The 24,242-nt window shown below is 73.7% G+C and carries 23 protein-coding genes; 10 read left to right on the forward strand and 13 right to left on the reverse strand.

The genetic code is table 11. The features are described from left to right. Positions 1-10: 10 nt before the first annotated feature. Positions 11-4,006: an ATP-dependent RNA helicase HrpA gene (hrpA, locus tag FHU28_RS14040; RefSeq protein WP_184684335.1), complete on the reverse strand. Its 3,996-nt coding sequence runs from the start codon at positions 4,004-4,006 to the stop codon at positions 11-13. A gap of 128 nt (positions 4,007-4,134) precedes the next feature. On the opposite strand from hrpA, the gene FHU28_RS14045 reads away from it, so the two are divergent. Continuing rightward, on the forward strand, positions 4,135-4,608 hold the full coding sequence (locus tag FHU28_RS14045) for a cytidine deaminase family protein (RefSeq protein ID WP_073827539.1): 474 nt from the start codon (positions 4,135-4,137) through the stop codon (positions 4,606-4,608). Positions 4,609-4,643: 35 nt separating this feature from the next. Here FHU28_RS14045 and FHU28_RS14050 read toward each other — a convergent pair whose 3' ends face one another. After that, complete coding sequence (locus FHU28_RS14050; RefSeq protein ID WP_184684337.1) at positions 4,644-5,003, reverse strand: YciI family protein; 360 nt, start codon at positions 5,001-5,003, stop codon at positions 4,644-4,646. 4 nt (positions 5,004-5,007) lie between these two features. Further along, positions 5,008-5,940, reverse strand: a complete 933-nt coding sequence (locus tag FHU28_RS33070) for a helix-turn-helix domain-containing protein (RefSeq protein ID WP_184684339.1) — start codon at positions 5,938-5,940, stop codon at positions 5,008-5,010. 119 nt (positions 5,941-6,059) lie between these two features. Between FHU28_RS33070 and FHU28_RS14060 the strand changes: the two genes are divergently transcribed. The 4 genes from FHU28_RS14060 to FHU28_RS14075 all read left to right on the forward strand — a co-directional run bounded on the left by FHU28_RS14060 (position 6,060) and on the right by FHU28_RS14075 (position 10,118). Continuing rightward, positions 6,060-7,106 carry a FecCD family ABC transporter permease gene (locus FHU28_RS14060; RefSeq protein WP_184684341.1) on the forward strand — a complete coding sequence of 349 codons (1,047 nt, stop codon included), beginning with the start codon at positions 6,060-6,062 and terminating at the stop codon, positions 7,104-7,106. A gap of 149 nt (positions 7,107-7,255) precedes the next feature. Beyond that, positions 7,256-8,242 (forward strand): FecCD family ABC transporter permease, encoded by a 987-nt coding sequence (locus tag FHU28_RS14065; protein ID WP_311773585.1) that lies wholly within the window; start codon positions 7,256-7,258, stop codon positions 8,240-8,242. Then, positions 8,239-9,141, forward strand: a complete 903-nt coding sequence (locus FHU28_RS14070) for an ABC transporter ATP-binding protein (RefSeq protein WP_184684345.1) — start codon at positions 8,239-8,241, stop codon at positions 9,139-9,141. The genes FHU28_RS14065 and FHU28_RS14070 overlap by 4 nt, the downstream gene beginning before the upstream one ends. A 32-nt stretch (positions 9,142-9,173) precedes the next feature. Further along, entirely contained in the window at positions 9,174-10,118 is a 945-nt protein-coding gene (locus FHU28_RS14075) for an ABC transporter substrate-binding protein (RefSeq protein ID WP_184684347.1), read from the forward strand. 55 nt (positions 10,119-10,173) lie between these two features. Here FHU28_RS14075 and FHU28_RS14080 read toward each other — a convergent pair whose 3' ends face one another. The 4 genes from FHU28_RS14080 to FHU28_RS14095 form a co-directional block, all read right to left on the reverse strand. Then, positions 10,174-11,433 (reverse strand): Nramp family divalent metal transporter, encoded by a 1,260-nt coding sequence (locus FHU28_RS14080; protein ID WP_184684349.1) that lies wholly within the window; start codon positions 11,431-11,433, stop codon positions 10,174-10,176. A 92-nt stretch (positions 11,434-11,525) separates the two neighbouring features. Then, positions 11,526-11,717: a hypothetical protein gene (locus FHU28_RS14085; RefSeq protein ID WP_184684351.1), complete on the reverse strand. Its 192-nt coding sequence runs from the start codon at positions 11,715-11,717 to the stop codon at positions 11,526-11,528. Between the two features lie 80 nt (positions 11,718-11,797). Further along, a complete protein-coding gene (locus tag FHU28_RS14090; protein ID WP_184684353.1) occupies positions 11,798-12,667 on the reverse strand; it encodes a manganese catalase in 870 nt (289 codons plus the stop codon). A 15-nt stretch (positions 12,668-12,682) separates the two neighbouring features. Next, positions 12,683-13,426 (reverse strand): sensor histidine kinase, encoded by a 744-nt coding sequence (locus FHU28_RS14095; protein ID WP_184684355.1) that lies wholly within the window; start codon positions 13,424-13,426, stop codon positions 12,683-12,685. Between the two features lie 65 nt (positions 13,427-13,491). Between FHU28_RS14095 and FHU28_RS14100 the strand changes: the two genes are divergently transcribed. Then, entirely contained in the window at positions 13,492-14,142 is a 651-nt protein-coding gene (locus tag FHU28_RS14100) for a response regulator (RefSeq protein ID WP_184684357.1), read from the forward strand. Between the two features lie 66 nt (positions 14,143-14,208). On the opposite strand, the gene FHU28_RS14105 is transcribed toward FHU28_RS14100, so the two are convergent. After that, positions 14,209-14,856, reverse strand: coding sequence for a hypothetical protein (locus FHU28_RS14105; RefSeq protein ID WP_184684359.1), 648 nt, complete (start codon positions 14,854-14,856; stop codon positions 14,209-14,211). A 167-nt stretch (positions 14,857-15,023) separates the two neighbouring features. Here FHU28_RS14105 and FHU28_RS14110 point away from each other — a divergent pair, with 167 nt between their 5' ends. Then, positions 15,024-15,749 (forward strand): nucleotidyltransferase domain-containing protein, encoded by a 726-nt coding sequence (locus tag FHU28_RS14110; protein ID WP_116509698.1) that lies wholly within the window; start codon positions 15,024-15,026, stop codon positions 15,747-15,749. A gap of 27 nt (positions 15,750-15,776) precedes the next feature. Here the strand turns inward: FHU28_RS14110 and FHU28_RS14115 are convergent, their stop codons facing one another. After that, complete coding sequence (locus FHU28_RS14115) at positions 15,777-18,281, reverse strand: DEAD/DEAH box helicase (protein ID WP_184684361.1); 2,505 nt, start codon at positions 18,279-18,281, stop codon at positions 15,777-15,779. A 61-nt stretch (positions 18,282-18,342) separates the two neighbouring features. Beyond that, entirely contained in the window at positions 18,343-19,029 is a 687-nt protein-coding gene (gene trmB / locus FHU28_RS14120) for a tRNA (guanosine(46)-N7)-methyltransferase TrmB (RefSeq protein WP_184684363.1), read from the reverse strand. A gap of 83 nt (positions 19,030-19,112) precedes the next feature. On the opposite strand from trmB, the gene FHU28_RS14125 reads away from it, so the two are divergent. Together FHU28_RS14125 and FHU28_RS14130 are read left to right on the forward strand one after the other, a co-directional pair. Continuing rightward, the gene (locus FHU28_RS14125) at positions 19,113-19,694 is read left to right on the forward strand and encodes a hypothetical protein (protein ID WP_184684365.1); all 582 of its coding nucleotides are present in this window, start codon (positions 19,113-19,115) and stop codon (positions 19,692-19,694) included. A gap of 557 nt (positions 19,695-20,251) precedes the next feature. After that, on the forward strand, positions 20,252-20,863 hold the full coding sequence (locus FHU28_RS14130; protein WP_376700870.1) for a class F sortase: 612 nt from the start codon (positions 20,252-20,254) through the stop codon (positions 20,861-20,863). 19 nt (positions 20,864-20,882) lie between these two features. Here the strand turns inward: FHU28_RS14130 and FHU28_RS14135 are convergent, their stop codons facing one another. Genes FHU28_RS14135 through FHU28_RS14145 form a run of 3 tightly spaced genes read right to left on the reverse strand, consistent with a single transcriptional unit; the run spans position 20,883 to position 22,997 of the window. Then, entirely contained in the window at positions 20,883-21,197 is a 315-nt protein-coding gene (locus FHU28_RS14135; protein WP_043325067.1) for an antibiotic biosynthesis monooxygenase family protein, read from the reverse strand. Between the two features lie 40 nt (positions 21,198-21,237). Then, complete coding sequence (locus FHU28_RS14140; protein ID WP_184684367.1) at positions 21,238-22,035, reverse strand: exodeoxyribonuclease III; 798 nt, start codon at positions 22,033-22,035, stop codon at positions 21,238-21,240. A gap of 41 nt (positions 22,036-22,076) precedes the next feature. Continuing rightward, positions 22,077-22,997: a proteasome assembly chaperone family protein gene (locus FHU28_RS14145; protein ID WP_184684369.1), complete on the reverse strand. Its 921-nt coding sequence runs from the start codon at positions 22,995-22,997 to the stop codon at positions 22,077-22,079. A gap of 393 nt (positions 22,998-23,390) precedes the next feature. On the opposite strand from FHU28_RS14145, the gene FHU28_RS14150 reads away from it, so the two are divergent. Continuing rightward, complete coding sequence (locus tag FHU28_RS14150; protein ID WP_184684371.1) at positions 23,391-24,230, forward strand: peptidase M23; 840 nt, start codon at positions 23,391-23,393, stop codon at positions 24,228-24,230. Positions 24,231-24,242: the final 12 nt, after the last annotated feature.

Below are 24,242 nucleotides of genomic sequence, written 5' to 3' on the forward strand. Positions count from 1 at the left end.
GCGCGGCGGCTCAGCGGCCCTCGGCGTCGTCCATGGCCCGGTAGATGCGCTGCTCGGAGACCGGGTACGGGGTGCCGAGGGCCTGCGCGAACACGTTCACCCGCAGCTCCTCGATCATCCAGCGGATCTGCCGGGCAGCCGCCGCCTGGCGCCGGGCGGGCGGCAGCGCCGCGAGCATGTCCTGGTACTCCTTCTGCACCACGGCGATCCGGTCCTGCTGAGACTTGTCCCGCTGCGGGTTGCCGGGCAGCCGGTCCAGCCGCCGCTCGATCGCGGTCAGGTAGCGCAGCAGGTCGGGCATGCGCGCGTAGCCGGCCTCGGTGATGAAGCCCTTGTGCACCAGGCCGGTGAGCTGGTTACGGATGTCGGCCAGCGCGGCCACCACCGCGAGGTTCCGGGTCGCGCCGAGCCGCTGCTCCACCGCGTACGCGGCGGCCAGCACCCGCCGGACCCGATCCATCACCTCGACGACCGTGTCCACCAGGTCGGCCCGCACCTTGTCGCGCAGCGCGGCGAAGCCCTCGGCGTCCCAGGCCGGGCCGCCCGCGTCGCCGATCAGCTTGTCGATCGCCGCCCCGGCCGCGTCCTCGATCAGCTCCGGCACGCTGCCGTGCGGGTTGCGGGACAGCGCCAGCTTCGCCTCGTTGCTCAGCCGCCCCTGAAGGAACTTCGCCGGTGACGGCAGCGTCAGCCGCAGCAGTCGCCGGGTGCCCGCCCAGTGCGCGGCCTCCTGTTCGGCGGCCGAGTCGAACACCTTCACCCCGACGGTGGCGCCCTCGTCCACCAGCGCCGGGTACGCGGTCACCGCGAAGCCGGCGCGGACCTGCTCGATGGTGCGCGGCAGCGCGCCGATCGACCACTCGGTCAGGCCGGAACGTGCGACGTCCGGCGCGGCGGCGGCCACGACCTGGCGTACCTCCTGGCGCAGCTCGCGTTGCAGCGCCGGCAGGTCCTTGCCCTCGGCGACCGGCTTGTCGTCGTCGCCGAGCACCCGGAACGTGACCCGCAGGTGCGGCGGCAGCCTGTCCAGGTCCCACGCGTCCGCCGGGACCGTCACCCCGGTCATCCGGCGCAACTGCCGGGTCAGCGCGGCCAGCAGCGGCTCCTCGCCCGGCGTGATCGCGGCCAGCGCGGCCCGCGCGTAGTCGGGCACCGGCACGAAGTTGCGCCGCACAGGCTTGGGCAGCGACCGGATCAGCGCGACGACAAGCTCCTCGCGCAGCCCCGGCACCTGCCAGTCGAAGCTCTCCGCCGGCACCTGATTGAGCAGCGGCAACGGGATGTCCACAGTGACGCCGTCGGCGGGCGCGGTCGGGTCGAACGTGTACGTCAGCGGCAGCGTCACGCCGTCGGCCCGCCACTCGTCCGGGTAGTCCTCCTCGTCCACCCCGCCGCGACCGTCGTTGACGAGCAGCTCGCGGGTGAACGTGAGCAGGTCCGGCTGCTCCCGGCGGGTCTTCTTCCACCAGGAGTCGAAATGCCGGCCGGAGACCACGTCGGCGGGGATGCGCTGGTCGTAGAAGGCGAAGATGCTCTCGTCGTCGACCAGGATGTCGCGCCGCCGGGCCCGGTTCTCCAGCTCCTCGATCTCGGTCAGCAGTCGCTGGTTGTCCCGCCAGAAGTGGTGGTGGGTCTGCCAGTCGCCCTCCACCAGGGCGTGCCTGATGAACAGCTCCCGGCTCAGCGCCGCATCGATCCGCCCGAAGTTCACCTTGCGGGAGGTGACGAGCGGGATGCCGTACAGCGTGACCTTCTCGTAGGCCATCACCGCGGCCTGCTTCTTCTCCCAGTGCGGCTCGCTGTAGCTGCGCTTGACCAGGTGCTGGGCCAGCGGCTCGACCCACTCCGGCTCGACCCGCCCGGCCACCCGGCCCCACAGCCGCGACGTCTCCACTAGCTCGGCGGCCATCACCCAGCGCGGCGGCTTCTTGAACAACGCGGATCCGGGGAAGACGGCGAACTTCGCGCCCCGCGCGCCCAGGTATTCGTGTTTCTGCGCGTCCTTGAGGCCGAGGTGCGACAGCAGGCCGGGCAGCAGCGACTGGTGCACCTTCGGGGTGTCGATCTCCTCCGGCAGGTCGGCGCCGGCGCCGCGCCGGCCCTCACCCATGTCCGAGGTACGCAGGACCTGGCGCAACTGGCTGACGATGTCCTGCCACTCGCGTACCCGCAGGTAGTTGAGGTATTCGGCCTTGCACATCCGGCGGAACGCGCTGGAGGACAGCTCCCGCTGCTTCTCCCGCAGGTAGCGCCACAGGTTCAGGTACGCGACGAAGTCCGACTCTTTGTCGGCGAACCGGGCGTGCGCCTGGTCGGCCTGGGCCTGCTTGTCGGCCGGGCGTTCGCGCGGGTCCTGGATGGACAGCGCGGCGGCGATCACCACCACCTCGGTGGCGCAGCCGTTGCGCTCGCCTTCCAGGACCATCCGGGCCAGCCGGGGGTCGACCGGGAGCTGCGCCAGCCGGCGGCCCAGCGCGGTGAGCCGCTTCGCCGGGTCGGTCTCGGCCGGGTCGAGCGCGCCCAGCTCGTGCAGCAGGTTGACGCCGTCGGTGATGTTGCGCCGGTCCGGCGGGTCGATGAACGGGAACGCGGCGACGTCGCCGAGCCCGATCGCCGTCATCTGGAGGATGACCGAGGCCAGGTTGGTACGCAGGATCTCCGGGTCGGTGAACTCGGGCCGGGAGTCGAAGTCCTGCTCGTCGTAGAGGCGGATGCAGATACCGTCCGAGGTACGCCCGCAGCGGCCCTTGCGCTGGTTGGCGCTGGCCTGCGAGACCGGCTCGATCGGCAGCCGCTGCACCTTGAGCCGGCTGGAGTAGCGGGAGATCCGGGCGGTGCCCGGGTCCACCACGTACTTGATACCCGGCACGGTCAGCGAGGTCTCCGCGACGTTGGTGGCCAGCACCACCCGGCGGTTGCTGTGCGCGGCGAAGACCCGGTGCTGCTCGGCGGTGGAGAGCCGGGCGTACAGCGGCAGGATCTCGGTGCCGAGCAGCGACCGCTTGGACTGCACCAGCTTGCCCAGCGCGTCGGCGGTGTCCCGGATCTCCCGCTCGCCGCTGAGGAACACCAGGATGTCGCCCGGCCCCTCGGCGGCCAGCTCCTCGACCGCGTCGCCGATGGCCTGGATCTGGTCCCGGACGTTCTCCTCGTCGGCCTCGTCCTCCTCCTCGGCCTCGGTGACCTCGACCAGCGGCCGGTAGCGGACCTCCACCGGGTAGGTGCGCCCGGACACCTCGACCACCGGCGCCGGGTTGCCCTCGGCGTCGGCGAAGTGCTTCGCGAACCGGTCGGTCTCGATGGTCGCCGAGGTGATGACCACCTTGAGGTCGGGCCGGCGGGGCAGGAGCTGCCTGAGATAGCCGAGGATGAAGTCGATGTTGAGGCTGCGCTCGTGCGCCTCGTCGATGATCAGCGTGTCGTACTGCCGCAGCATCCGGTCGGTCTGCAACTCGGCCAGCAGGATGCCGTCGGTCATCAGCTTGACCAGGCTGTTCTCGCCCACCTGGTCGGTGAAGCGCACCTTGTAGCCGACCACGTCGCCCAGCTCGGTGCCGAGTTCGTCGGCGATGCGGTCGGCGACCGTGCGGGCCGCCAGCCGACGGGGCTGGGTGTGCCCGATCAGGCCGGTGATCCCGCGCCCCAGCTCCAGGCAGATCTTGGGCAGCTGGGTGGTCTTCCCCGAGCCGGTCTCACCGGCCACGATCACCACCTGGTGGTCGCGGATCGCGGCGGCGATGTCGTCCTTACGCTCGCTCACCGGCAACTGCGGCGGATAGGCGATCGCCGGCACCGCCGCGCGGCGCGCCTGGAGCCGGGCCTCCGCGCGGGTCACCTCGGCCGTGATCTCGGCCAGCGCCGCCTCCCGCCGCTGCGGGTCACGCAGCCGCCGCACGCCGTCGAGCCGCCGCTGGAGGCGGCGCTGGTCGCGGAACATCAGCGGGGCGAGGCGGCGGTGCAGGTCGCGGGCGGTCTCAGGGGCGGCGGGTACGGCTGGATTCTGCATGTCGTCGCCAAGGATAGGCAGCCGCGCGGCGGACCGCCCCCGGGTTACCGGGCGCCGGGCGCGCCGCCACCGGCCGGACCGCCCCACGGGGATAAAGTTGCCGCCGACGGGGCCGACGAGGGGCGGGGATGATCATGCGGGACACCGACCGGGCGCTCGTGCAGGCCGCCACCGCCGTGGCCAAACTGCGCTGCCGCAGCGACAACCACACAGTCGCCGCCGCCGTGCGCAGCACCGACGGCCGGGTGTTCAGCGGCGTGAACGTCTACCACTTCACCGGCGGCCCGTGCGCCGAGGTGGTGGCGATCGGCGCCGCCGCGACCCAGGGCGCCGGCGAGCTGGAGACGATCGTCGCGGTGGGGGACCGGGGCCGCGGCGTCATCCCGCCGTGCGGGCGCTGCCGCCAGGTGCTGCTCGACTACTTCCCGTCGATCAAGGTGATCGTCGGGCCGCCGGACGGGCTGCGCGCCGTGCCGGTGACCGACCTGCTGCCCGAGACGTACGTCTGGTCGGACCAGCAGGTCGAGGTGCCGGCCGGGCCGCGCGCCCCGCTGTGGCCGACACCGGTGGTGCCGGGCGTCCGGCAGGCCGCCGAGGACTGACCGGCGCGCCGGTCCGGCGTGGTGAGCCGTGACGCTCAGTCGCCGGCGGCGGCCTCCAGCATCGAGCGGGGCACCGGCACCTGCTCGAAGCGGACCTGACCCTCCGGCACCATCCAGCTGCTCACCTGCGCGACCAGATGGCCCGCGCGTACCGCCGGGTCGTTGGCGTAGAGCTCACGGGCCATCTGCGGGTCCACCGACAGCACCGCGAAGCCGCGGATCCGCTCGTCGTCGCCGTCCAGGAACGGCCCGGCCGCGAGCACCGCGCCCTGCTCCACCAGCCCGGCCTGGTGCGCCAGGTGGGCGTCCTGGATCCGGTCGAGGGCGTCGGGCGGCAGGTCCGGCGCGTCGTCCGGGCGGACCAGGAGCACCACCGTGTGCCTGTCGAATCGCATGTCCTCAGGCTAGGTGCTGCCGGGCGTGCAGTGCCCGGATCGACCAGTCCAGCACCGGCGCCAGGCTCTCGGGCGGTGGCCAGCCGTTTACCACGGAGAGCAGATCCAGGTACCGCTCCCGGCGAGGGTCGCGCGCGGTCCGCAACCGGTCCAGCATCCGCCGGCGCAGGTCGGCGTCCTCCGGCCGGCCGCAGAGCTGCGCGTACCGGTCTGCCGCCCTGTCCAGGACGGGGTCGGCCCCGGGTGAGTCCGGCTCGACACCGGCGGCCAGCGCCGGGGCCACCTCCTCCCGGACCACGGCCACCACGTCCCGGCGTACGCCCTCGGTGCCCGTCCGGTCGGCCGCGTGCTGCTCGGCCAGCCGGCGCAGCCCGGCCCGGAATTCCGGGTCCAGAGCCAGCTCGGCCAGCTCCACCCACGCCTCGATCTGGCAGTCGTCCGGATCGTCCGGCAGCTCCGGCGTGAGCGACCGGCGGATGCCCGCGAACCCCGGATCGGTCAGCCCGCCGAAGGACGCGTCGAGGAACTCGTCGACCAGCCGCCGTCGCTCCCGCCTTGCCAGCTCGGCCAGCCGGTGCAGCAGGTTTGCCTGCGACGGGGTGGCCCCGCGCCGGGCGATCACCGTGAGCACCGCGCGGCGCGACCGCAGCAGCCGGATCTGCGCGGTCAACGCGTCCGCGTGCGCCGAGGCGACCTCGGCCAGGGCGACCTCCCGGGTCACCACCCGGCGCACGGTGGGCAGGTCCACGCCCAGCTCGCGCAACGTCCGTACCAGGTCGAGCCGGGCCACCGCGGCCGCGTCGTAGCGGCGGTGACCGGCCGGTCCCCGGTCGGTGGGCGGCACGATGCCACGGTCGGACCAGAACCGGATGGTCTTCACCGGCAGCCCGGTCCGCCGGGCCAGGTCACCGATCGAGTAGCGCTCCGCACCGTCCATGCGCCCACCATCGCGCCTCCCCCCGGTGGAGGCGCAACCCCATCGACAGCGCCCGCTTAGGTACGCCTTAGCAGGTCAGCTAAGGTAAGGCGCACCTAACCGGAAGGCCAAGATCCCTCGTGACCACCGTCGCCGTCCGGCCCGCGCGGGCCGGGGCTCCCGTCCGCCGCGGCACCGTCCGCCGCGTCGCGGTCACCGTGGCGGCGGCGCTCCTGCTCCTGCTGGCGCTGCTGGCCAGCCTGGCGCTCGGCAGCCGGCACCTCCCCGTCGACCAGGTGTGGCACGCGCTGGTGTCCCCGGACGGCGGCGACGCGACCACAGTCGTCCGGGACATGCGGCTGCCGCGTACCGCCCTCGGGCTGGTCGTCGGCCTCGCGCTGGCGCTGGCCGGGGTGCTGTTCCAGGCGGTCACCCGCAATCCGCTGGCCGAGCCGCGCATCCTCGGCATCAGCGCCGGGGCCTCGTTCGGCGTGGTGCTGGCCATCGCCGTGTTCGGAGTCGGCACGCTCGCCGGGTACGTCTGGTTCGGCATCGCCGGCGCGTTGCTCACCGGGCTGCTCGTGTTCGCCGTCGCCAACCGCGCCCGCGACGGCGCCAGCCCGGTCACCCTCGCGCTCGTCGGCGCGGCCCTCGACGCCGGTCTCGGCGCCCTCGTGTACGCGCTGCTCGTCATCGACGCCCGCACGTTCGAGGAGTACCGCTTCTGGGTGGTCGGCGGGCTGACCGGCCGGGACGTCGGCGTGGCCGGCCAGGTGCTTCCGTTCGTGGCGGCCGGGGTGGTGCTGGCCCTGCTGGCCGCCCGTGGCCTGGACGCGCTCGCCCTCGGCGACGACGTGGCCCGGGGACTCGGCCACCGGGTCGCCCTGGTCCGGCTCGCCGCCGGCGGCGGTGGCGTGCTGCTCACCGGCGCCGCGGTGGCCGCCGCCGGGCCGATCGCCTTCGTCGGGCTCGCGGTGCCGCACCTGGCCCGGGCGCTCGTGGGCGCCGACCATCGGTGGACGCTGCTGGTCGCCGCGCTGCTCGGTCCCGCGCTGCTGCTCACGGCCGACGTGGCCGGCCGCCTGGTCGCCCCGCCCGGCGAGATCCCCGCCGGCATCATCACCGCCCTGCTCGGCGCCCCGCTGCTGGCCTACCTGGTCCACCGAGCCAAAACGGTGACGACATGACCACCCCGGTCCCAGGCCCCCGCGATCTTGCACTTGCCGCCCCGGCGAAAGGGGCGATCCCGGCGCCGTCGGGGCAGCAAGTGCAAGATCAACGACGCGGGCCTCGGAGGGCCGGGCGCGGGGTTCTGCGGGTCGGGGCGGTGGTGGTGGTGCCGTTCCGGTGGCGGCCGGTCGTGCTGGCAGTGGTGCTGTTCGTGCTGCTCTGCCTCGCGGTGGTGGTCAGCCTGTCGCTGGGGACGCCGTACGTGGCCCCCGTCGACGTGCTGCGCTCGCTCTCCGGCGCGGGCACCCCGTACGACCTCGTGGTGCGCGACCTGCGACTGCCCCGCGCGGTCCTCGCGGCGGTCGCCGGGGCGGCCTTCGGCGTGGCCGGCACGCTGATCCAGAGCGTCGCCCGCAACCCGCTGGCCAGCCCCGACGTCATCGGCGTCACCCAGGGCGCCGGACTGGCCGCCACGATCGCGCTGACCAGCGGCGCGGCGGCGGTGCTGGTGGCGCCGGCGGCGCTGCTCGGCGGCCTGGCCGCGGCGGTGCTGGTGTTCGCGCTGGGCGCCCGGCACGGCCTGGCCGCCCAGCGGTTCGTGCTGGCAGGCGTGGCGGTGGCGTTCGCGTTCCGGGCGCTGATCGAGGTCGTCATGCTCACCGCCGACCCGATCGACGGGCTGCGTGCGCAGATCTGGCTGATCGGCTCGCTCGCCGGCAAGGGATGGAGCGAGGCGGCCTGGATCGCCGGCACGCTCGCCGTGCTGCTGCCGGTGCTCCTCTGGGCCGGCTGGGCGCTGCGCAGCAGCACGCTCGACGACGACACCGCGCGGGGGATCGGCCTGCGGCCGGTGGCCCGGCGCATGGGGCTGGCCGGTACCGGCGTGCTGGCCGCGGCCATGGTCACCGCCCAGGTGGGCGCGGTGGACTTCGTGGCGCTCGTCGCCCCGCAGGTGGCCCGCCGGCTGGCCCGGACCGAGCGACCGCCGCTGCTCTGCGCCGCGCTGCTGGGCGCGTTGCTGCTGGTGCTCGCCGACCTGGGCGCCCGGCGGCTGCTGGCGCCCACCCAACTGCCGGCCGGTGTGCTGACCGCGGCGATCGGCGGCCCGTACCTGATCTTCGTGCTGCTGCGTACCCGAGGGAGGCGCTCGTGACCGCGCTGCTGTCCACCCGCGACCTGGTCGTCGGGTACGAGGGCCGGACCGTGCTGGACGGACTGGACCTCGACCTGCCGGCCGACACGTTCACCGTGATCGTCGGCCCGAACGCCTGCGGCAAGTCGACGCTGCTGCGCACCATGGCCCGCCTGCTGACCCCCCGGCGGGGCGCGGTGCTGCTCGACGGCGCGGCGATCCGGGACCTGCCCACCCGGGACGTGGCCCGGCGGCTCGGCGTGCTGCCGCAGAGCCCGCTGGTGCCCGAGGGGATCACCGTGGCCGACCTGGTCGGGCGGGGCCGGCAGCCCTACCAGCGCTGGTGGCGGCAGTGGTCGGCCGAGGACGGGCGGGCGGTCGAGGAGGCCATGCGGCTGGCCGACGTCGCGGGGCTGGCCGACCGGGCGGTGGACACGCTCTCCGGCGGCCAGCGCCAGCGGGTGTGGATCGCCATGACGCTGGCCCAGGACACCGACGCGCTGCTGCTGGACGAGCCCACCACGTATCTCGACCTGGCCCACCAGGTGGAGGTGCTGGACCTGCTGCACCGGCTGCGCGCCGAGCGGGGCCGGACCGTGGTGGCCGTGCTGCACGACCTCAACCAGGCGGCCCGGTACGCCGGCCACCTGATCGCCATGCGCGACGGCGCGGTGGTCGCCGCCGGCCCGCCGCGCGACATCCTCACCGCGGACCTGGTCCGCGACGTGTTCGGCCTGGACTGCGTGGTCGTGCCCTGCCCGGTCAGCGGCGCGCCGCTGGTGGTGCCCGCACTCACCCAGAGCACCCGCGCCGAAAGAGCAGCCACCCGGAACGCCGCCGCCCAGCCCGCCGCCACCCAGACCTCGGCCGTTCCGGCCGCCACGCCGGCCACTTCCGGCATCCCCGTCGGCGACGCCTGAGCGCGCCGACCCGCACCACCGAAAGGAACACCATGCGTCGTCTCGCCGTCGCACTCACCGCCGCGCTCGCCCTCGGCGTCGGTCTCACCGCATGCGGGGAGAGCGATCCCGTCGGCGGCGCCGGCACCGGGGAGACCCGGGAGATCACCCACGCCATGGGCACCACGAAGGTGCCCGCCGAGCCGAAGCGCGTGGTCGTGCTCGACACCGACAAGATCGACACCGCGTTGTCGCTCGGCGTCACCCCGGTCGGCGCCGCCACCGCCGGTGAGGCGAAGAGCTGGCCCACCTACTTCGGCGCGGAGAAGCTCGCCGGCATCACCGAGGTCGGCGTGCTCACCGAGCCGGACCTGGAGGCGATCAACGCGCTCAACCCGGACCTGATCCTGGGCAGCAAGTTCCGGCAGGAGAAGTTCTACGACGAGCTGTCCAAGATCGCGCCGACCGTCTTCACGGAGAAGGTCGGCATCACCTGGAAGCAGAACTTCCTCCTCGACGGCGCGGCGCTGGGCAAGGAGCAGCAGGCCAAGGACCTGCTGGCCGAGTACGAGAAGCGGGCGAAGGACTTCGGCGCGAAGCTCGGCGACGCCGCGTCCCGCAAGGTCTCCATCGTGCGCTTCATGCCGACCGAGATCCGCCTGTACGGGCCGGACTCGTTCTCCGGCATCGTCGTCGGTGACACCGGCCTGGGCCGCCCCGAGCGGCAGCTGCTCGCCGGCAAGGAGGACAAGCGGATGGACCGGGTCAGCCCGGAGCGCATCGCCGAGGCCGACGGCGACGTGGTGTTCGTGACCGCGTACGGCGAGAAGGCCGCCGCCGAGCAGGCCAAGGTCACCGGCGGCACGCTGTGGAAGGGCCTGTCGGCGGTCAAGGCGGGCAAGGCGCACGTGGTCTCCGACGAGATCTGGATGACCGGCATCGGCGTCGGCGCCGCCAACAAGATCCTGGACGACCTGGAGAAGTACCTGGCCGCCTGAGCCCCGGCACACCCGCGCCCGTCCAGCCGCACGAGGCTGGACGGGCGCGCGTGTTTCAGGCGGCCAGCTGCCAGAGCAGGAACGCGTTGAGCGCCACCACGAACGCGGTGATCGCCACCGCCGCCGCGGTGGTGGCCCGGCGGTTGACAAGGCTGCCCATCAGGTCCCGGCGGCGGGTGAACATCACCACCGGGATCAGCGCGAACGGGATGCCGAAGCTCAGCACCACCTGGGACAGCACCAGCGCCCGGGTCGGGTCGACGCCGATCGCGAGCACGGCCAGCGCGGGCAGCAGCGTGATCATCCGGCGGATCAGCAGCGGAATCCGGCGGCGCAGGAAGCCCTGCATGATGACCTCGCCGGCGTACGTGCCGACGCTGGTGGAGGCGAGGCCGGACAGGAGCAGCGCGACCGCGAAGCCGACTGCCGCTGCCGTGCCGAGCGTGGTGGCGAGCCCGGCGTGCACACCTTCGAGGGTGTCGGTGCCGGGGATCGACGTGCCGTGGAAGCTGCTCGCCGCCACCAGCAGCATGGCCAGGTTGACCGCCCCGGCGACGCCGAGCGCGATCAGCACGTCGACCCGCAGCCCTTTGGCGACCACCCGCCGCTGCGCCTCGCCCTCGGTGGGCAGGCGGTTCGGGGTCAGCGCCGAGTGCACGTAGATGACGTGCGGCATCACCGTCGCGCCCAGGATGCCGGCGGCGAGCAGCATGCTGTCGGTGCCCTGCATCCGGGGCAGCAGCCCGGCCGCGGCGTCGGACACGTCCGGCTGCGCGGTGACCAGGTTGACCGCGAACGCCAGCACGATCACGCCGAGCAGCACCGCGATGGCGATCTCGAACGGCCGGAAGCCTCTGGAGCGCAGCGCCAGGATGGCGAACGAGGCGGTGCCGACGATCAGGCCGCCGGGTAGCAGCGGGACGCCGAACAGCAGGTACAGGGCGACCGCCCCGCCGATCACCTCCGCCAGGTCGGTGGCCATGGCGACCAGCTCGGCCTGCGCCCACATGAAGCGGTTGAGCGGCCGGGGCAGGTGCTCCCGGCACAGCTCGGGCAGGCTGCGCCCGGTGGCCAGGCCGAGCTTGGCGGTGAGCGTCTGCACCAGCATGGCGGCCAGGTTCGCCGCCACCACCACCCAGACCAGCAGGTACCCGTACCGGGCGCCGGCGGTGGAGTTGGTGGCGAAGTTGCCGGGGTCGACGTAGGCCACCGCGGCCACGAACGCCGGTCCGAGCAGGATGAGGCGGCCGCGTACCGGGCGCGGGGCGCGGGCGGTTCGCAGCGGGGGTACGACGGGCGAGTCGTTTGTTACCACTGTTGCTCCTCGACGACGAACGACGGAAGACGGACGACGGAAGACGGGACGACGAACGGCGGGGGCGGCAGGGGTGACGGGCGCGGGCGGGGTCAGGCGGGCTCGTGCCGGGCGGGCGCCCGGTGGGCGGCCGGCGCCGGGTCGCGCTCCAGCGCGTCCGCGAACGGGACCAGCACGGTGAGGGCGGCCAGCGCGAGGATCGCGGGCAGGGCCAGGCCGGCGCCCACCGAGACGAGCGTGAGCAGGGCGAGGACGGCCGTCCTGGCGCGGTTGGACGTGGACATGACGACTCCCGGACGGGTGCGGCACGCAGGACGGGGGTGTCGCGCCGGGCTGCCGCGCGGACGGCCCGGCGCGGGCGGAATCAGGTGAGCTTGCTCTTGACGGTGTTGGCGACCTTGCCGGCCATCCCCGGGTTGGTGCCGTACAGGCGCGGGTCACCGGGGGCGAGCACCGGCTCGGGGGCATGCGCCCGCGGGCTGCTGTCGTAGCGGAACTCGCCCTTGCCGTCCGGCGTCGGACCGGACGCCCACCGGCCCTCGGCCGCGTCCCGGCCGGTGGAGAAGTCCAGGTAGGTGTAGCTGAACTCCTCGGTGAACTCGGGCGAGTCGGGGAAGGCCTCCGGCACCGGCATCTCCTCCAGGCCGTCTTCCTTGAGCTGCTCGATGGCCGCCATCCACATGTTCTGGTGCATGGTGTCGCGGGCCAGCAGGAACCGCAGCATCTGCTTGACGCCGGGGTCGTCGGTCATGTTGAACAGGCGGGCCACCTGGAGCCGGCCCTGGGCCTCCGCGGTGACGTTGAGCAGGAAATCCGCCATCAGGTTGCCGCTGGCGGTGATGAAGTTGCCGTTCCACGGCACGCCGGCGCTGTCGACCGCCAGGGCCCCGCCGCCGCCGTGGATGAAGTGCGCCGGGTTGGATCCGCCGTAGATGGCGCCGACCATCGGGTTCTCCTCGGCCGCCTCGTCCAGCGACAGTGGCGCGTTCTCCAGCAGCCGGGTGATCATCGTGGCGATCATCTCGACGTGCCCCATCTCCTCGGTGCCGACGTCGAGCAGCAGGTCCTTGTACTTGCCGGGCAGCCGGCAGTTCCAGCCCTGGAACAGGTACTGGTTGGCGACGGTCATCTCACCCCACTTGCCACCGAGGACCTCCTGGAGGCGGCGGGCGAACGCGGCGTCCGGCCCGTCCGGCTTGGCCTCGAACTGCAGGTCCTTCATGTGCGTGAACATCGCGTCTCCTCCGGTTCACCGGTGCTGTCCGCTCCCGGGTGCCCGCTCCGGCGGCCCGCCGGGGCCGATCCGTGTCCCGGACGGGTCAGCCCGCACCGGGACCGGCAGCCGGACGTCCACCGCGAGGCCGCCGGTACGCGGGCGGCGGGCGCGCAGCGTTCCGCCGTAGGTGTCGACCAGGCGTCGCACGATCCACAGCCCGAGGCCGTGCCCGGTGGCCGACGGAGCCGGCCGGGCCAGGGCCGTGCGCAGCGCGGGACACGGCCCGCCCTGGTCGCGGACCGACATCGTCAGCGTGGCTTCGCGGATCGTGGCGCGGACGACGATCTCGCCGCCGGCCGGGCCGTGGCGCAGCGCGTTGCCCACCAGGTTGGCGAGGATCCGCCGGACGTGCTGCTCCGGTACGGGCAGGCCGGCGGCGGCCCGGTCGAGCCGCGTGCGGAGCCGGGAACCGGCACCGGCCGTCACCGCGCGGACCACGGCGGCCAGGGGGGCGTGGCGGGGCGGTTCCGGCTCGTCGCGAGCGCCCGGCACGCCGAGGTCGTCCAGCAACGACCCCAGGTGTACGGCGTGCTCGTAGGCCAGCGCGGCGATGGCCCGGCGGTCCGGCGTGGTCAGGGCCGGCTGCTCGGCGAGGGCCCGGGTGAGGGCCGCCAGCGCCTGTACCGGGGTCCGCAGCTCGTGGCAGAGCACCCGGATCGACAGCGACTCGTCCCGGTCGTCCGGGCGTCCCCACGGGGACATGGAGGCCACAGCCATGCCGGGTTGTTCCCGACGCTTACTCACATATGCCACTAACCTGAGCCAGGAGGAGGAAAGCAGTCATGGGGGACGGCACCGTCCGGCTCGCGGTGGTGGACGACCACGCGCTGTTCGTGCGAGGGCTGGAACTGCTGCTGTCCGCCACCGCCGACGGCCGGACCCGGGTCGTCGGCTCGACCACCGACGCCGCCGCAGCCGCCGCGCTCGTGGCCCGGTGCGCACCGGATCTCGTGCTGGTGGACCTGCACATGCCGCCGCCGGGCGGCCTGCGGGCGATCGCCGCCATCCGCCGCACCAGCCCACGCGTGCGCGTCCTCGCGATGTCCGGCTCGGACGACCCGGCGCCGGCGGTGGAGGCACTGCGCTGCGGCGCCGAGGGCTACCTGCCCAAGACCAGCGAGCCGGAGGACCTGCTACCCCCGCTGCTGGCCGTGCTGGACGGCTGGGCGGTGATGCCGGGCGCGCTGCTGCGGCGGCTCGTCGGGCCCGTCCGGTCGCCCGGACTCAACCTCGACGACGAGGAACGCCGGCTGCTGCGGGCGATCGCGACCGGCGAGGGCGCGGTGACGATCGCCGAGCGGATGCACACCTCCGAGCGGACGGTGAAGCGGATGACCGCCGCCCTGCTGCGCAAGCTGCGGGTGACCAACCGGGTGGAGGCCGCCGCGCTGGCCGGGCGGGCCGGACTGCTGGACGAGCGCCCGGAACGCTGAGCGGGCGTGCCGCCACCGCCACGGCGAACGGCCGCCCTGGTGAGGGCGGCCGTTCGGATCGGTCGGTCAGGCGGCGGTGGACCAGATGGCGCGGAACGCGGCGGCCTCACCGGCCAGCCACTGCTCGATCTGCTCGGGCTTGACGTCGGCGGGCATCCGGTGCGCCTCGCCGCGCCGTACGTCTACCAGGACCGGCTCGGCGTGCGGCAGCACCGCGTCCATGTGCCGGGCCATCAGGTGCAGCGTGGCGAGCGTGGCCTCCTCGCTCGGCGGCGTCTCGTCGAAGTGCAACCGGATCGCCTCGGCCCGGCCGTCGGCGTACCGGACGCCGAACTGTGGGTTGATCTTCACGGGCAGGTCACCCAGCATCGCCAGGGCGTCGCGGGTCTGCGCCAGGTCGACCCCGGCCGGCTCGCCCAGCGAGTGCAGCCAGCGGGTCGCGCCCGGCACGAGCGCCTCGTAGAGCGGCCGCCAGCGCGGCTTGACCAGGTCGGCGACCTGCGCGAGGTGGGTGCCGCCGGTGTGGAACGCGACGTCGGCCTTGAGCGCCTTGACGAACTGGCCGTGCGGGTTGAAGCCGTGCCGGCTGGCCCGCTGCCGGCGCAGCCCGCCGACGAAGGTGGCCTTGGTGGGCCCGGTGCGGTCGACGTACCGGGTGAAGCCGAGGAGGGTGGCGTAGGGGGTGACAGGGGCGGCGGAGGTGGGCGCGGTCACTGGCGTCCTCCCAGGTCAACGACTGGATTAGTACATACATTCTAATCGACGGGTCTGACATCGCCCAGGGCTTCGGCGGACGTTCTCGGCCTGCCCACCGGTGGTCGGCCGGGCCCGGTCGGCGCAGGACTCCGGCATCGACGCCGGCCGCCCCCTATACTCGCCGCATGGCGGCGTCACCTGCTGTCGTCGCAGACCTCGGCGACGAGCTGAGAGGGCTGGGCTGGGTCAGCGACCTGATGGTGGCGGGTTCACTTGCCACCGGCGACTACGTGCCGGGCGTCAGCGACCTCGACCTGGTCGCGCTCGTCGACGGACCGGTCGACGCCGGCCGGCGGGACGCACTCGTCGCGATTCATCGTCGCCTCGACGGCGGCAGCGGCGAGGGACTCAAGCTCGGCTGCGTGTACGTCGAGGGCGCCACCGTTCCCGACCTCGGCCTGCGGCATCCGACCTGGACCCACGGCCGGCTCGTCCACCGCGTCCTCTCCCGGGTCACCAGAGCGGAGCTGGCCCGGCACGGATACGCGGTCCTCGGGCGCTCGCCGGGTGACGTCTTCCCCGAGGTCTCCGCCGACGACATACGAGCGGCGGCCCGCGCCGAACTGACCGGCTACTGGGCCTGGGCCGCCCGACGTCCATGGCTGTGGCTGGACCCCACCGTCGCCGAGCTCGGTCTCACCTCGATGGCACGGGGCCGGCACGCGCTCCGCGAGGGCGCGCTGCTCACCAAGACGCAGGCGATCAGCCAGGCGCACGCCCCCGCCTGGCTGATCGACCGGCTCGCTGCCAGACGGCGGGGCGAGGACGTCTCCCCGCCCCGGATACGGACGGCCTTCGTCGCCTGGCGCGACGCCCGCCGAACGGTCGCCCACGCACGGCGCGTCCGCTGAGCGGCGGGCCGCCTCAGCGCGCCGCCGCTACAACTGGCCGACGTCGGTGATCCGGACCGCCGCCGCGCCGATCTCGTCCGAGGCGGCGAGGTCGATCTCGGCGCTGATGCCCCAGTCGTGGTCGCCGTCCGGGTCGTCCAGGATCTGCCGTACGGTCCACTTCTCGCGGCCCTGCTCGATCATCAGCAGCGCAGGCCCGCGCGCGTCCGGACCCACCCCGATCGAGTCGTACGCCTCGAAGTACGGGCCCAGCGCGTCGGCCCAGGCGTCGGCGTTCCAGCCGTCGCCGGCATCCAGCTCGCCGAGCAGGTCCCAGCGCCGCAGCGCGGCCAGCTCGACGCGGCGGAACATCGCGTTGCGCACCAGCACCCGGAACGCCCGCGCGTTGCGGGTGACAGCCGGCGGGCGGTCGTCCAGCGAGGCGGCCACCTCGGCCACGTCCGACGGGTTGCGCAGCCGCTCCCACTCGTCGATCAGGCTGGAGTCGACCTGGCGGACCAGCTCGCCCAGCCACTCGATGAGATCGACCAGCTCCTCGGTCTTCGCGTCCTCGGGGACGGTCTGGCGCAGCGTCTTGTACGCGTCGGCGAGGTAGCGCAGCACCAGCCCTTCGGACCGGGACAGCCCGTAGAACTGGACGTACTCGGGAAACGTCATCGCCCGCTCGTACATGTCGCGGACCACGGACTTGGGGGAGAGCTGGTGGTCGGCGACCCACGGGTGGCCCTGCCGGTACATCTCGTACGCGGACTCCAGCAGCTCGGCGAGCGGCTTGGGCCAGGTCACCTCGTCGAGGAGTTCCATGCGAGCCTCGTACTCGATGCCCTCGGCCTTCATCGCGGCGACCGCCTCACCGCGCGCCTTGAACTGCTGCGCGGAGAGCACCTGGCGCGGGTCGTCCAGGATCGACTCGATGACGCTGAGCACGTCGAGCGCGTACGACGGGGACTCCCGGTCGAGCAGCTCGACGGTGGCCAGCGCCAGCGGCGACAGCGGCTGGTTGAGCGCGAAGTCGAGCTGGAGGTCGACGGTGAGGCGTACCCGGCGGCCGGTCTCGTCCGGCTCGGGCAGTTCCTCGACCACGCCGCCGGCCCGCAGTGCCCGGTAGATGGCGATGGCCCGGCGGATGTGCCGGCGCTGCGCGGCCGGGTCCTCGTGGTTGTCGGTGAGCAGGTGCCGCATCGAGGCGAACGCGTCGCCGGGACGGCCGATCACGTTGAGCAGCATCGAGTGGCTGACCTGGAAGCTGGACGTGAGCGGCTCCGGCTCGGCCTCGACCAGGCGCTGGAACGTCGGCTCACCCCAGCCGATCGAGCCCTCCGGCGGCTTCTTCTTCACCACCTTGCGGCGCTTCTTCGGGTCGTCACCGGCCTTCGCGAGCGCCTTCTCGTTCTCGATCACGTGCTCGGGCGCCTGCACCACGACCCGGCCCAGCGTGTCGAACCCGGCGCGCCCGGCCCGCCCGGCGATCTGGTGGAACTCGCGGGCCTTGAGCAGCCGGGTACGGGTGCCGTCGTACTTGCTCAGGCCGGTGAACAGCACGGTACGGATCGGCACGTTGATGCCGACGCCGAGCGTGTCGGTACCGCAGATGACCTTGAGCAGCCCGGCCTGGGCGAGCGTCTCGACCAGGCGGCGGTACTTCGGGAGCATGCCCGCGTGGTGCACGCCGATGCCGTGCCGGACCAGCCGGGACAGCGTCTTGCCGAAGCCCGAGGTGAACCGGAAGTTCCCGATCGCCTGGGCGATCATGTCCTTCTCGGCACGGGTGCAGACGTTCACGCTCATCAGCGCCTGGGCGCGTTCCAGCGCCGCGGCCTGGGTGAAGTGCACGACGTACACCGGGGCCTGCTTGGTCTCCAGCAGCTCCTCCAGGGTCTCGTGCATCGGCGTGGTCGCGTACGAGAAGAGGAGCGGGACCGGCCGCTCGGCCGAGCGGACGACGGCGGTCGGCCGCCCGGTGCGCCGGGCCAGGTCGTCGACGAAGCGGGTGGTGTCGCCGAGCGTGGCCGACATCAGCACGAACTGGGCCTGCGGCAGCTCGATCAGCGGCACCTGCCAGGCCCAGCCCCGGTCCGGCTCGGCGTAGAAGTGGAACTCGTCCATGACCACCTGGCCGACGTCGGCGCGGGTGCCCTCGCGCAGCGCCAGGTTGGCCAGGATCTCCGCCGTGCAGCAGATGATCGGCGCGTCCGCGTTGACGCTGGCGTCGCCGGTGAGCATGCCGACGTTCTCGGCGCCGAAGACCTCGCAGAGCGCGAAGAACTTCTCCGAGACCAGCGCCTTGATCGGCGCCGTGTAGAAGGTGGTGCGGTCGTCGGCGAGCGCCGCGAAGTGCGCCGCGATCGCCACCAGGCTCTTGCCCGAGCCGGTGGGCGTATTCATGATCACGTTCGCGCCGGAGACGATCTCGATGACCGCCTCCTCCTGATGGGGATAGAGGCTCAGGCCGCGCTCGGACGCCCAGGAGGCGAACGCGTCGTAGAGGGTGTCGGGGTCGGCGGTCTTCGGCAGCGCGGCGGTGAGAGTCATGGCGGCTCCCATCGTGCCTGGATCACACCGCGCCGCGCCAACCGGGTTCAGCGCACCGGGTTCAGCGCCGCCGGTGGATCAGGTCGAAGACCTCCCGGCCGGCGGTCAGCGCGCGGCGTTCGAACTTCGTCACCGGCCGGTGCTCGGGCCGGGGCGCGTAGCCGCCGTGCACGTCGACCAGCTCCGGGTCGGCGGTGAGCGTCTCGCGCATCGCCTCGGCGTACTCGGCCCAGTCGGTCGCGCAGTGCAACATGCCGCCGGGCGCCAGCCGGGAGCGCAGCAGCGCCACGTGCGCCGGCTGGATGATCCGCCGCTTGTGGTGGCGGGTCTTCGGCCACGGGTCGGGGAAGTAGACGTGCACCGCGTCCAGGCAGCCCTCCGGCATGGCCCGGACCAGGTCCAGCGCGTCCCCCTCGGCCACCCGCACGTTGTCCAGACCGTGCCGTTCGACCAGGTCGAGCAGGTTGGCGATTCCCGGCGTATGGACCTCGACCGCCAGATAGTGTCGGTCCCGGTCGGCCGCCGCCATGGCGGCGGTGGCGTCGCCCATGCCGGAGCCGATCTCCAGCACCAGCGGCGCCCGCCGTCCGAACAGCGCCGCCGGATCGCACGGCCCGTCGAGGGAGGCGATCCTGAGGCCGTACGCGGGCCAGAGCCGCTCAAGCGCGTCGCGCTGCCGGTCGCTCATCCGCCCGCGACGCGGATGGAAGGTGCGGATGCGGGCGGCAGGGAGGTCGGTGAGGGTCACAACGACCCGAGCCTACGCCACCCGGATCGGATGTGATGTGCGGCCGGGGGTGAGAGGATTCATCCCGTACGCCGGGAGGGGTCATGGGGTCGTTCAGGGTACGTGAGGCGCTGCTGGTCGCGGTCGCCGCGTGCGCCGCCCCGCTGGTCGGCGCGCTGCCCGCCCAGGCCGCGCCGCGCGCCGCCGAGCCGGTGCCGGACCAGCCCTCGGCCGACGTGATCTTCGTGGAGGTCACCCCGGGCACCGTGTCGCCCGGCTACCTGGTCGGCATCCGGGCGAGCTGCCGGAACAACACGGTGCCGGCGATCGTCGCCTCGGACGCGTTCGGCAGGATCCAGGTGCAGCCGCAGCGCGGCCTGCTCACCGCCTCGCCGATGGTGCACGAGCGCACCCGGCCCGGCAACTACCGGGTCAAGCTGGAGTGCCCCGGCGGGGAGACCGCCTCCACCATGCTCCAGGTGGTCAAGCAGGGGCAGCCCACCCGGCAGCCGACCCACAGGCCCAGTCACCTGCCCAGCCGTGGCCCGGCGACCGGGTTCGGCGGTACCGCCGGGCCCGGCCTCGGTGGCCTGCTGGTGCCGGTCGGACTGGCGGTGACCATGGTCGGCGCCGGGCTCGGTGTGGCCGCGTCCCGCCGCCACGCCCGCGGCGCCGCCGGACGCTGAGGCCCGCCATGGCCGAGCACTTCCTCCCGCCGCCCGCCGGGTCCCGGCGCTTCGGCCGGCCGTTCCTGGCCCTGCCGCCTCCGGCCGCGCCGCCCACCGCCGCGGCCCGCCCGTCCCGGACCGGTCCTCCCGCCGCGCCGCCCACCGCCGCGGCCCGCCCGTCCCGGACCGGTCCTCCCGCCGCGCCGTCCACCGATGCGGCCCGGCCGTCCCGGACCGGTCCTCCCGCCGCGCCGCCCACCGCCGCGGCCCGCCCGTCCCGGACCGGTCCTCCCGCCGCACCGTCCACCGATGCGGCCCGGCCGTCCGGGGCTGATCCGGCCGCCGCTCCCCGCGCCGGCTCGCGCTCGGGGGAGGTGCCTGCCGCCGGGACCGGTTCGTCCGTCGTGCCGGTCTCCGGGTCGCGGCCGTGGCTGCCTCCGCCCGCCGCGTCGCGACCGTGGGATCCGCCGTCGGCCGATGCGCGGGCCCTGCGCCCGCGGCCCGCCGGGCCGCCGCCGGTCGAGCCGCCACCGGCGTCGTCGGGCGGGCGGGGCCGGGGCTCGTGGACGAAGCCGCTGGCCGTGGTGCTGGTGCTGATCGGTGTGTTCGCCACCGGGGCCGGGCTGGGGCGCACGGCGGGGCCGTTCGACTTCGCCGACGCGTCGACCGAGTCGAGCGGATCGGGCGGCTCGGGCGCGGCGGCGGCCCCGGCCAGTGCCGCCCCGGCCCGGAAACCGGCGAGCCGGCCGGTGCGCCTGTCGGTGCCGGCCATCAAGGTCACCGCGCCGGTCACCCCGGTGGGGCAGGCGAAGGACGGCTCGGTGGACGTGCCGCCGCTGACCGAGCACAACCAGACCGGCTGGTACGACAGGGGAGCGGTGCCCGGCGACCCCGGCCGGGCGATCATCGTGGGCCACGTCGACACCAAGAGCGGGCCGGCCGTCTTCTACCGGTTGCGTTCGCTGAAGCCGGGCGCCCGGATCACGGTGACCCGGGCGGACCGCAGCGTGGTCACGTTCAAGGTGGACAGCGTCGAGTACTTCGACAAGGCGAACCTGCCCGCGGCCCGGGTCTACGGCGATTCCGGCCCGGCCGAACTGCGCCTGATCACCTGCGGCGGCGAGTGGGTCGGCGGCCGCACCGGCTACCAGGACAACGTGATCGTCTTCGCGTCCCTGGCATCCTGACGGGCAACGGGGAAGCGGGTCAGGGTTTGGCGGGGACCTGCTGGACGACCTCGAACTCCAGCAGGTTCGCGCCGGTGGCGACCGGCTTGCGCGGCTCGCCGCCCTCGGCGTGCGCGGCCCGGGACGGGCCCTGCGCCCACGCCTGGTACGCCTCCTCGCTCTCCCAGCGGGTGTAGACGAAGTAGCGGCTCTCCCCGGCGACCGGACGCAGCAACTCGAAGCCGAGGAAACCGGGGGAGTTCTCCACCGCGCCGGCCCGGGCCGCGAACCGCTTCTCCAGCTCCTCGCCGGCGCCGGGCGGGACGTCGATCGCGTTGATCTTCACGACTGCCATGTGTCCACCCTAGCGAGCGCCGTCGCGCGGCAGCGGGCGGTCAGAACGTCTCGACGGCCGGCGCCAGGTCGGCGTCCACCACGACCGGGGCGTGGTCGGACGGGCCCTTGCCCTTGCGGGCCTCCCGGTCCACGTACGCGGAGCGGACCGCGCGGGCGAACGGCGCGCTCGCGTACACCAGGTCGATCCGCATGCCCTTGTTCTGGTGGAACATCCCGGCCCGGTAGTCCCAGTACGTGAACGGGTGTGGCCCCTTCATCGGCGTCGGCACCACGTCCTCCAGCCCCAGGTCACGCAGCGCGGCCAGGGCGGCCCGTTCGGCCGGCGTGACGTGGGTGGAGGTGACGAACAGCGCGGGGTCCCAGACGTCGGCGTCGGTGGGCGCGACGTTGAAGTCGCCACAGACAGCCACCGGCAGGGGCCCGGCCACCTCCGGTTCCAGGGCGTCGCGCAGCGCCGCGAACCAGGCCAGCTTGTATGCGTAGTGCGGGTCGTCCGGCGTGCGGCCGTTCGGCACGTACACCGACCAGACCCGCAGCCCGTCGCAGGTGGCCGAGATGGCGCGGGCCTCGGGCTCGGGGAAGCCGGGCTCACCCGGGAAGCCGACCGCCACGTCGGCGAGCCCGACCCGGGACAGGACGGCGACGCCGTTCCACCGGCCGTCGCTGTGGCTGGCCACCTCGTAGCCCAGCTCGCCGACCTCGGCGACCGGGAACGCCCCGTCCGGGCACTTGGTCTCCTGCAGGCATACGACGTCGGGCTTCGTGGTGGCCAGCCAGTCGAGCAGCCGGGGCAGGCGGGCCTTCACCGAGTTGACGTTCCAGGTCGCCAGGCGCATGTGCCCAGCCTGCCGCATCCCCGGCCGCCTTGCCCGCCCGGTCAGCGCTCCGGGGTGTCGCCGGGACGGGTCTGCTCGGCCAGGAAGCGCTCCAGCTCGGCGCCGAGCTCGTCGGCGGTGGGCAGCGGCCCGGTCTCCCCGGCGAGCAGGCTCTTCTCGCCCCGCCCGCGGGCGAACGCGTCGTACTGCTCCTCCAGCGCCTGCACCAGCGTGGCCGCCTCCTCGGTCTGGGTGACCTGGCGGTCGATCTCGACCCGGACCGCCTCGGCGGCGGTGCGCAGGTCCTCGACCGGCAGCAGCAGGCCCGTGCTGCGGGACACGGCCGACAGCAGCGCCTCGGCGGCGGCCGGGTACTCGGCCTGGGCCACGTAGTGCGGCACGTGCGCGGCGAACCCGAGGGCGTCGCGGCCCTGCTCGCCGAGGCGGTACTCCAGGAGGTGACCGACGCTGGCCGGCACCTGCACCTTCTGCAGCCACGGCTCGTGGCCGGCGATCAGCTCCTTGCGGGTGGCGTGCGCGGTGACGCCGCTGGGCCGGGTGTGCGGCACCGCCATCGGGATCGAGTTGAGACCGACGGTGAGCCGGACGTCGAGGCGGGCGCAGAGCCCGGCGACGGCTGCTACGAAACGCTCCCACTGCAGGTCCGGCTCGGGGCCGGTGAGCAGCAGGAACGGCGTCTCGTCGTCGTCGCGCAGGACGTGCAGCTCCAGGGCCGGGCCGTCGTAGTCGGCCCAGTGGTCCTCGACGAACGTCATCACCGGGCGGCGGGAGCGGTAGTCGAAGACCTGGTCGATGTCGAAGCGGGCGATCGTCCGGGCGTCGAGCGAGGTGAGCAGCTGCTCGCGGGCGAGCCGGGTGGCGTTGCCGGCGTCGACGAAGCCGGTGAGCGCCTGGATCAGCACCGGCTGGCCGAGCTCGGGCAGCTCGTCGGTGAGTTCGTAGAGCTCGTGTGGATCGAGCACCGGTGGGGTCCTCCCTGTCGACGCGTACGGGGGAGCGCCGAACGTGCGGTCTCCCCGGTTCGGCCAACGTACCGGGGGGTGTGGTCCATTCCGTTACGGACACCTCCGATGCCCGGATGGTGATCACGATTCGGCTACGCCCCGGTCCGGCGGCGGACATCCGGATCGTCCGAACGGACGAGTTAGTCGATCATCGGGCGGGAGGGGGAGACCTGCGAGGTTCGTGCCGGCGGAGATTGGACCCGTGGCGGGCGGGCGATTCGCCCGGTTCCCGAGGTCCGTCGCCGGCTGGGTGCGGCAGGTGACGAGTGTCCGGCCCGGGCCGCACAAAGTGTGACGAGGGCCACCCTTACGGCCTGGATGATCCCGGTTTGTGCTGCCTAGCCTCGTCGGATGCGTAGCGACGGCACCCTCGACGACCCGAACGGCCCCGGCCGCCCGGCTGACCGTTCGGACGATACCCCCTCCAACAGCCGGTCGGCCGTGCTTCGGGGCCTGATCCGGCGTACCCGCTTCTGGGCGCCGATGAACCCCCGGCCCGGCCGGACGAAGCTCGCGGTCGCCACCGGCGCGGCCTGCTGCCTCGGCCTGGTCGGCGTCAGCCAGGCCGGCTTCGGCGCGCCGGAGCGCGCGGCCGCCCCGGCGCCCTCGGCGGAGGTCGCCGAGCGTGCGGAGGCCGACGTCGCCTCCCGCGCGACCGCCCGCCCGAGCACCGCGCCGTCCACCGCCGCCCCGTCCGCGACGGCGAGCCCGAAGGCGACCGCCAAGCCCAAGCCCACGAAGACGGTTCGGCAGATCGTTCCGGTCGCCGGCCTGGACCGTACCCAGATGAACAACGCCAAGAAGATCGTGCAGGCAGGCAAGGAGATGGGCGTGCCGCGCCGGGCCCTGGTCATCGCGGTGGCGACCGCGATGCAGGAGAGCACGCTGCTCAACTACGCCAGCGGCGTGCTGCCCGAGTCGCAGAGCTACCCGCACCAGGCCATCGGCTGGGACCACGACTCGGTCGGGCTGTTCCAGCAGCGCCCGAGCAGCGGCTGGGGCACCGTCGAGCAGCTCATGGACCCCGAGTACGCGACGAAGGCGTTCCTGTCCGCGCTCGACGAGATCCCCGGCTGGGAGGACCTGCCGCTGTCCGTGGCCGCCCAGGCGGTGCAGATCTCGGCGTTCCCGGACGCCTACGCCCAGCACGAGTGGCGGGCCGGCAAGGTGGTGGCCGAGATCCTGGGCTGACCCCGCGAGGGG

The sequence above is a fragment of the Micromonospora echinospora genome, from assembly GCF_014203425.1.
Taxonomy (GTDB): Bacteria; Actinomycetota; Actinomycetes; order Mycobacteriales; family Micromonosporaceae; genus Micromonospora; species Micromonospora echinospora_A.

What these genes read in the sequence shown, in the direction of transcription:
- FHU28_RS14110 (WP_116509698.1), top strand. Translation starts at nt 15,024, where the DNA reads ATGGCGGCGTCACCTGCTGTCGTCGCAGACCTCGGCGACGAGCTGAGA.
- FHU28_RS14115 (WP_184684361.1), bottom strand. Translation starts at nt 18,281, where the DNA reads ATGACTCTCACCGCCGCGCTGCCGAAGACCGCCGACCCCGACACCCTC.
- FHU28_RS14075 (WP_184684347.1), top strand. Translation starts at nt 9,174, where the DNA reads ATGCGTCGTCTCGCCGTCGCACTCACCGCCGCGCTCGCCCTCGGCGTC.
- FHU28_RS14125 (WP_184684365.1), top strand. Translation starts at nt 19,113, where the DNA reads ATGGGGTCGTTCAGGGTACGTGAGGCGCTGCTGGTCGCGGTCGCCGCG.
- FHU28_RS14140 (WP_184684367.1), bottom strand. Translation starts at nt 22,035, where the DNA reads ATGCGCCTGGCGACCTGGAACGTCAACTCGGTGAAGGCCCGCCTGCCC.
- FHU28_RS14095 (WP_184684355.1), bottom strand. Translation starts at nt 13,426, where the DNA reads ATGGCTGTGGCCTCCATGTCCCCGTGGGGACGCCCGGACGACCGGGAC.
- FHU28_RS14085 (WP_184684351.1), bottom strand. Translation starts at nt 11,717, where the DNA reads ATGTCCACGTCCAACCGCGCCAGGACGGCCGTCCTCGCCCTGCTCACG.
- FHU28_RS14135 (WP_043325067.1), bottom strand. Translation starts at nt 21,197, where the DNA reads ATGGCAGTCGTGAAGATCAACGCGATCGACGTCCCGCCCGGCGCCGGC.
- FHU28_RS14150 (WP_184684371.1), top strand. Translation starts at nt 23,391, where the DNA reads ATGCGTAGCGACGGCACCCTCGACGACCCGAACGGCCCCGGCCGCCCG.
- FHU28_RS14050 (WP_184684337.1), bottom strand. Translation starts at nt 5,003, where the DNA reads ATGCGATTCGACAGGCACACGGTGGTGCTCCTGGTCCGCCCGGACGAC.
- FHU28_RS33070 (WP_184684339.1), bottom strand. Translation starts at nt 5,940, where the DNA reads ATGGACGGTGCGGAGCGCTACTCGATCGGTGACCTGGCCCGGCGGACC.
- FHU28_RS14045 (WP_073827539.1), top strand. Translation starts at nt 4,135, where the DNA reads ATGATCATGCGGGACACCGACCGGGCGCTCGTGCAGGCCGCCACCGCC.
- FHU28_RS14090 (WP_184684353.1), bottom strand. Translation starts at nt 12,667, where the DNA reads ATGTTCACGCACATGAAGGACCTGCAGTTCGAGGCCAAGCCGGACGGG.
- hrpA (WP_184684335.1), bottom strand. Translation starts at nt 4,006, where the DNA reads ATGCAGAATCCAGCCGTACCCGCCGCCCCTGAGACCGCCCGCGACCTG.
- FHU28_RS14100 (WP_184684357.1), top strand. Translation starts at nt 13,492, where the DNA reads ATGGGGGACGGCACCGTCCGGCTCGCGGTGGTGGACGACCACGCGCTG.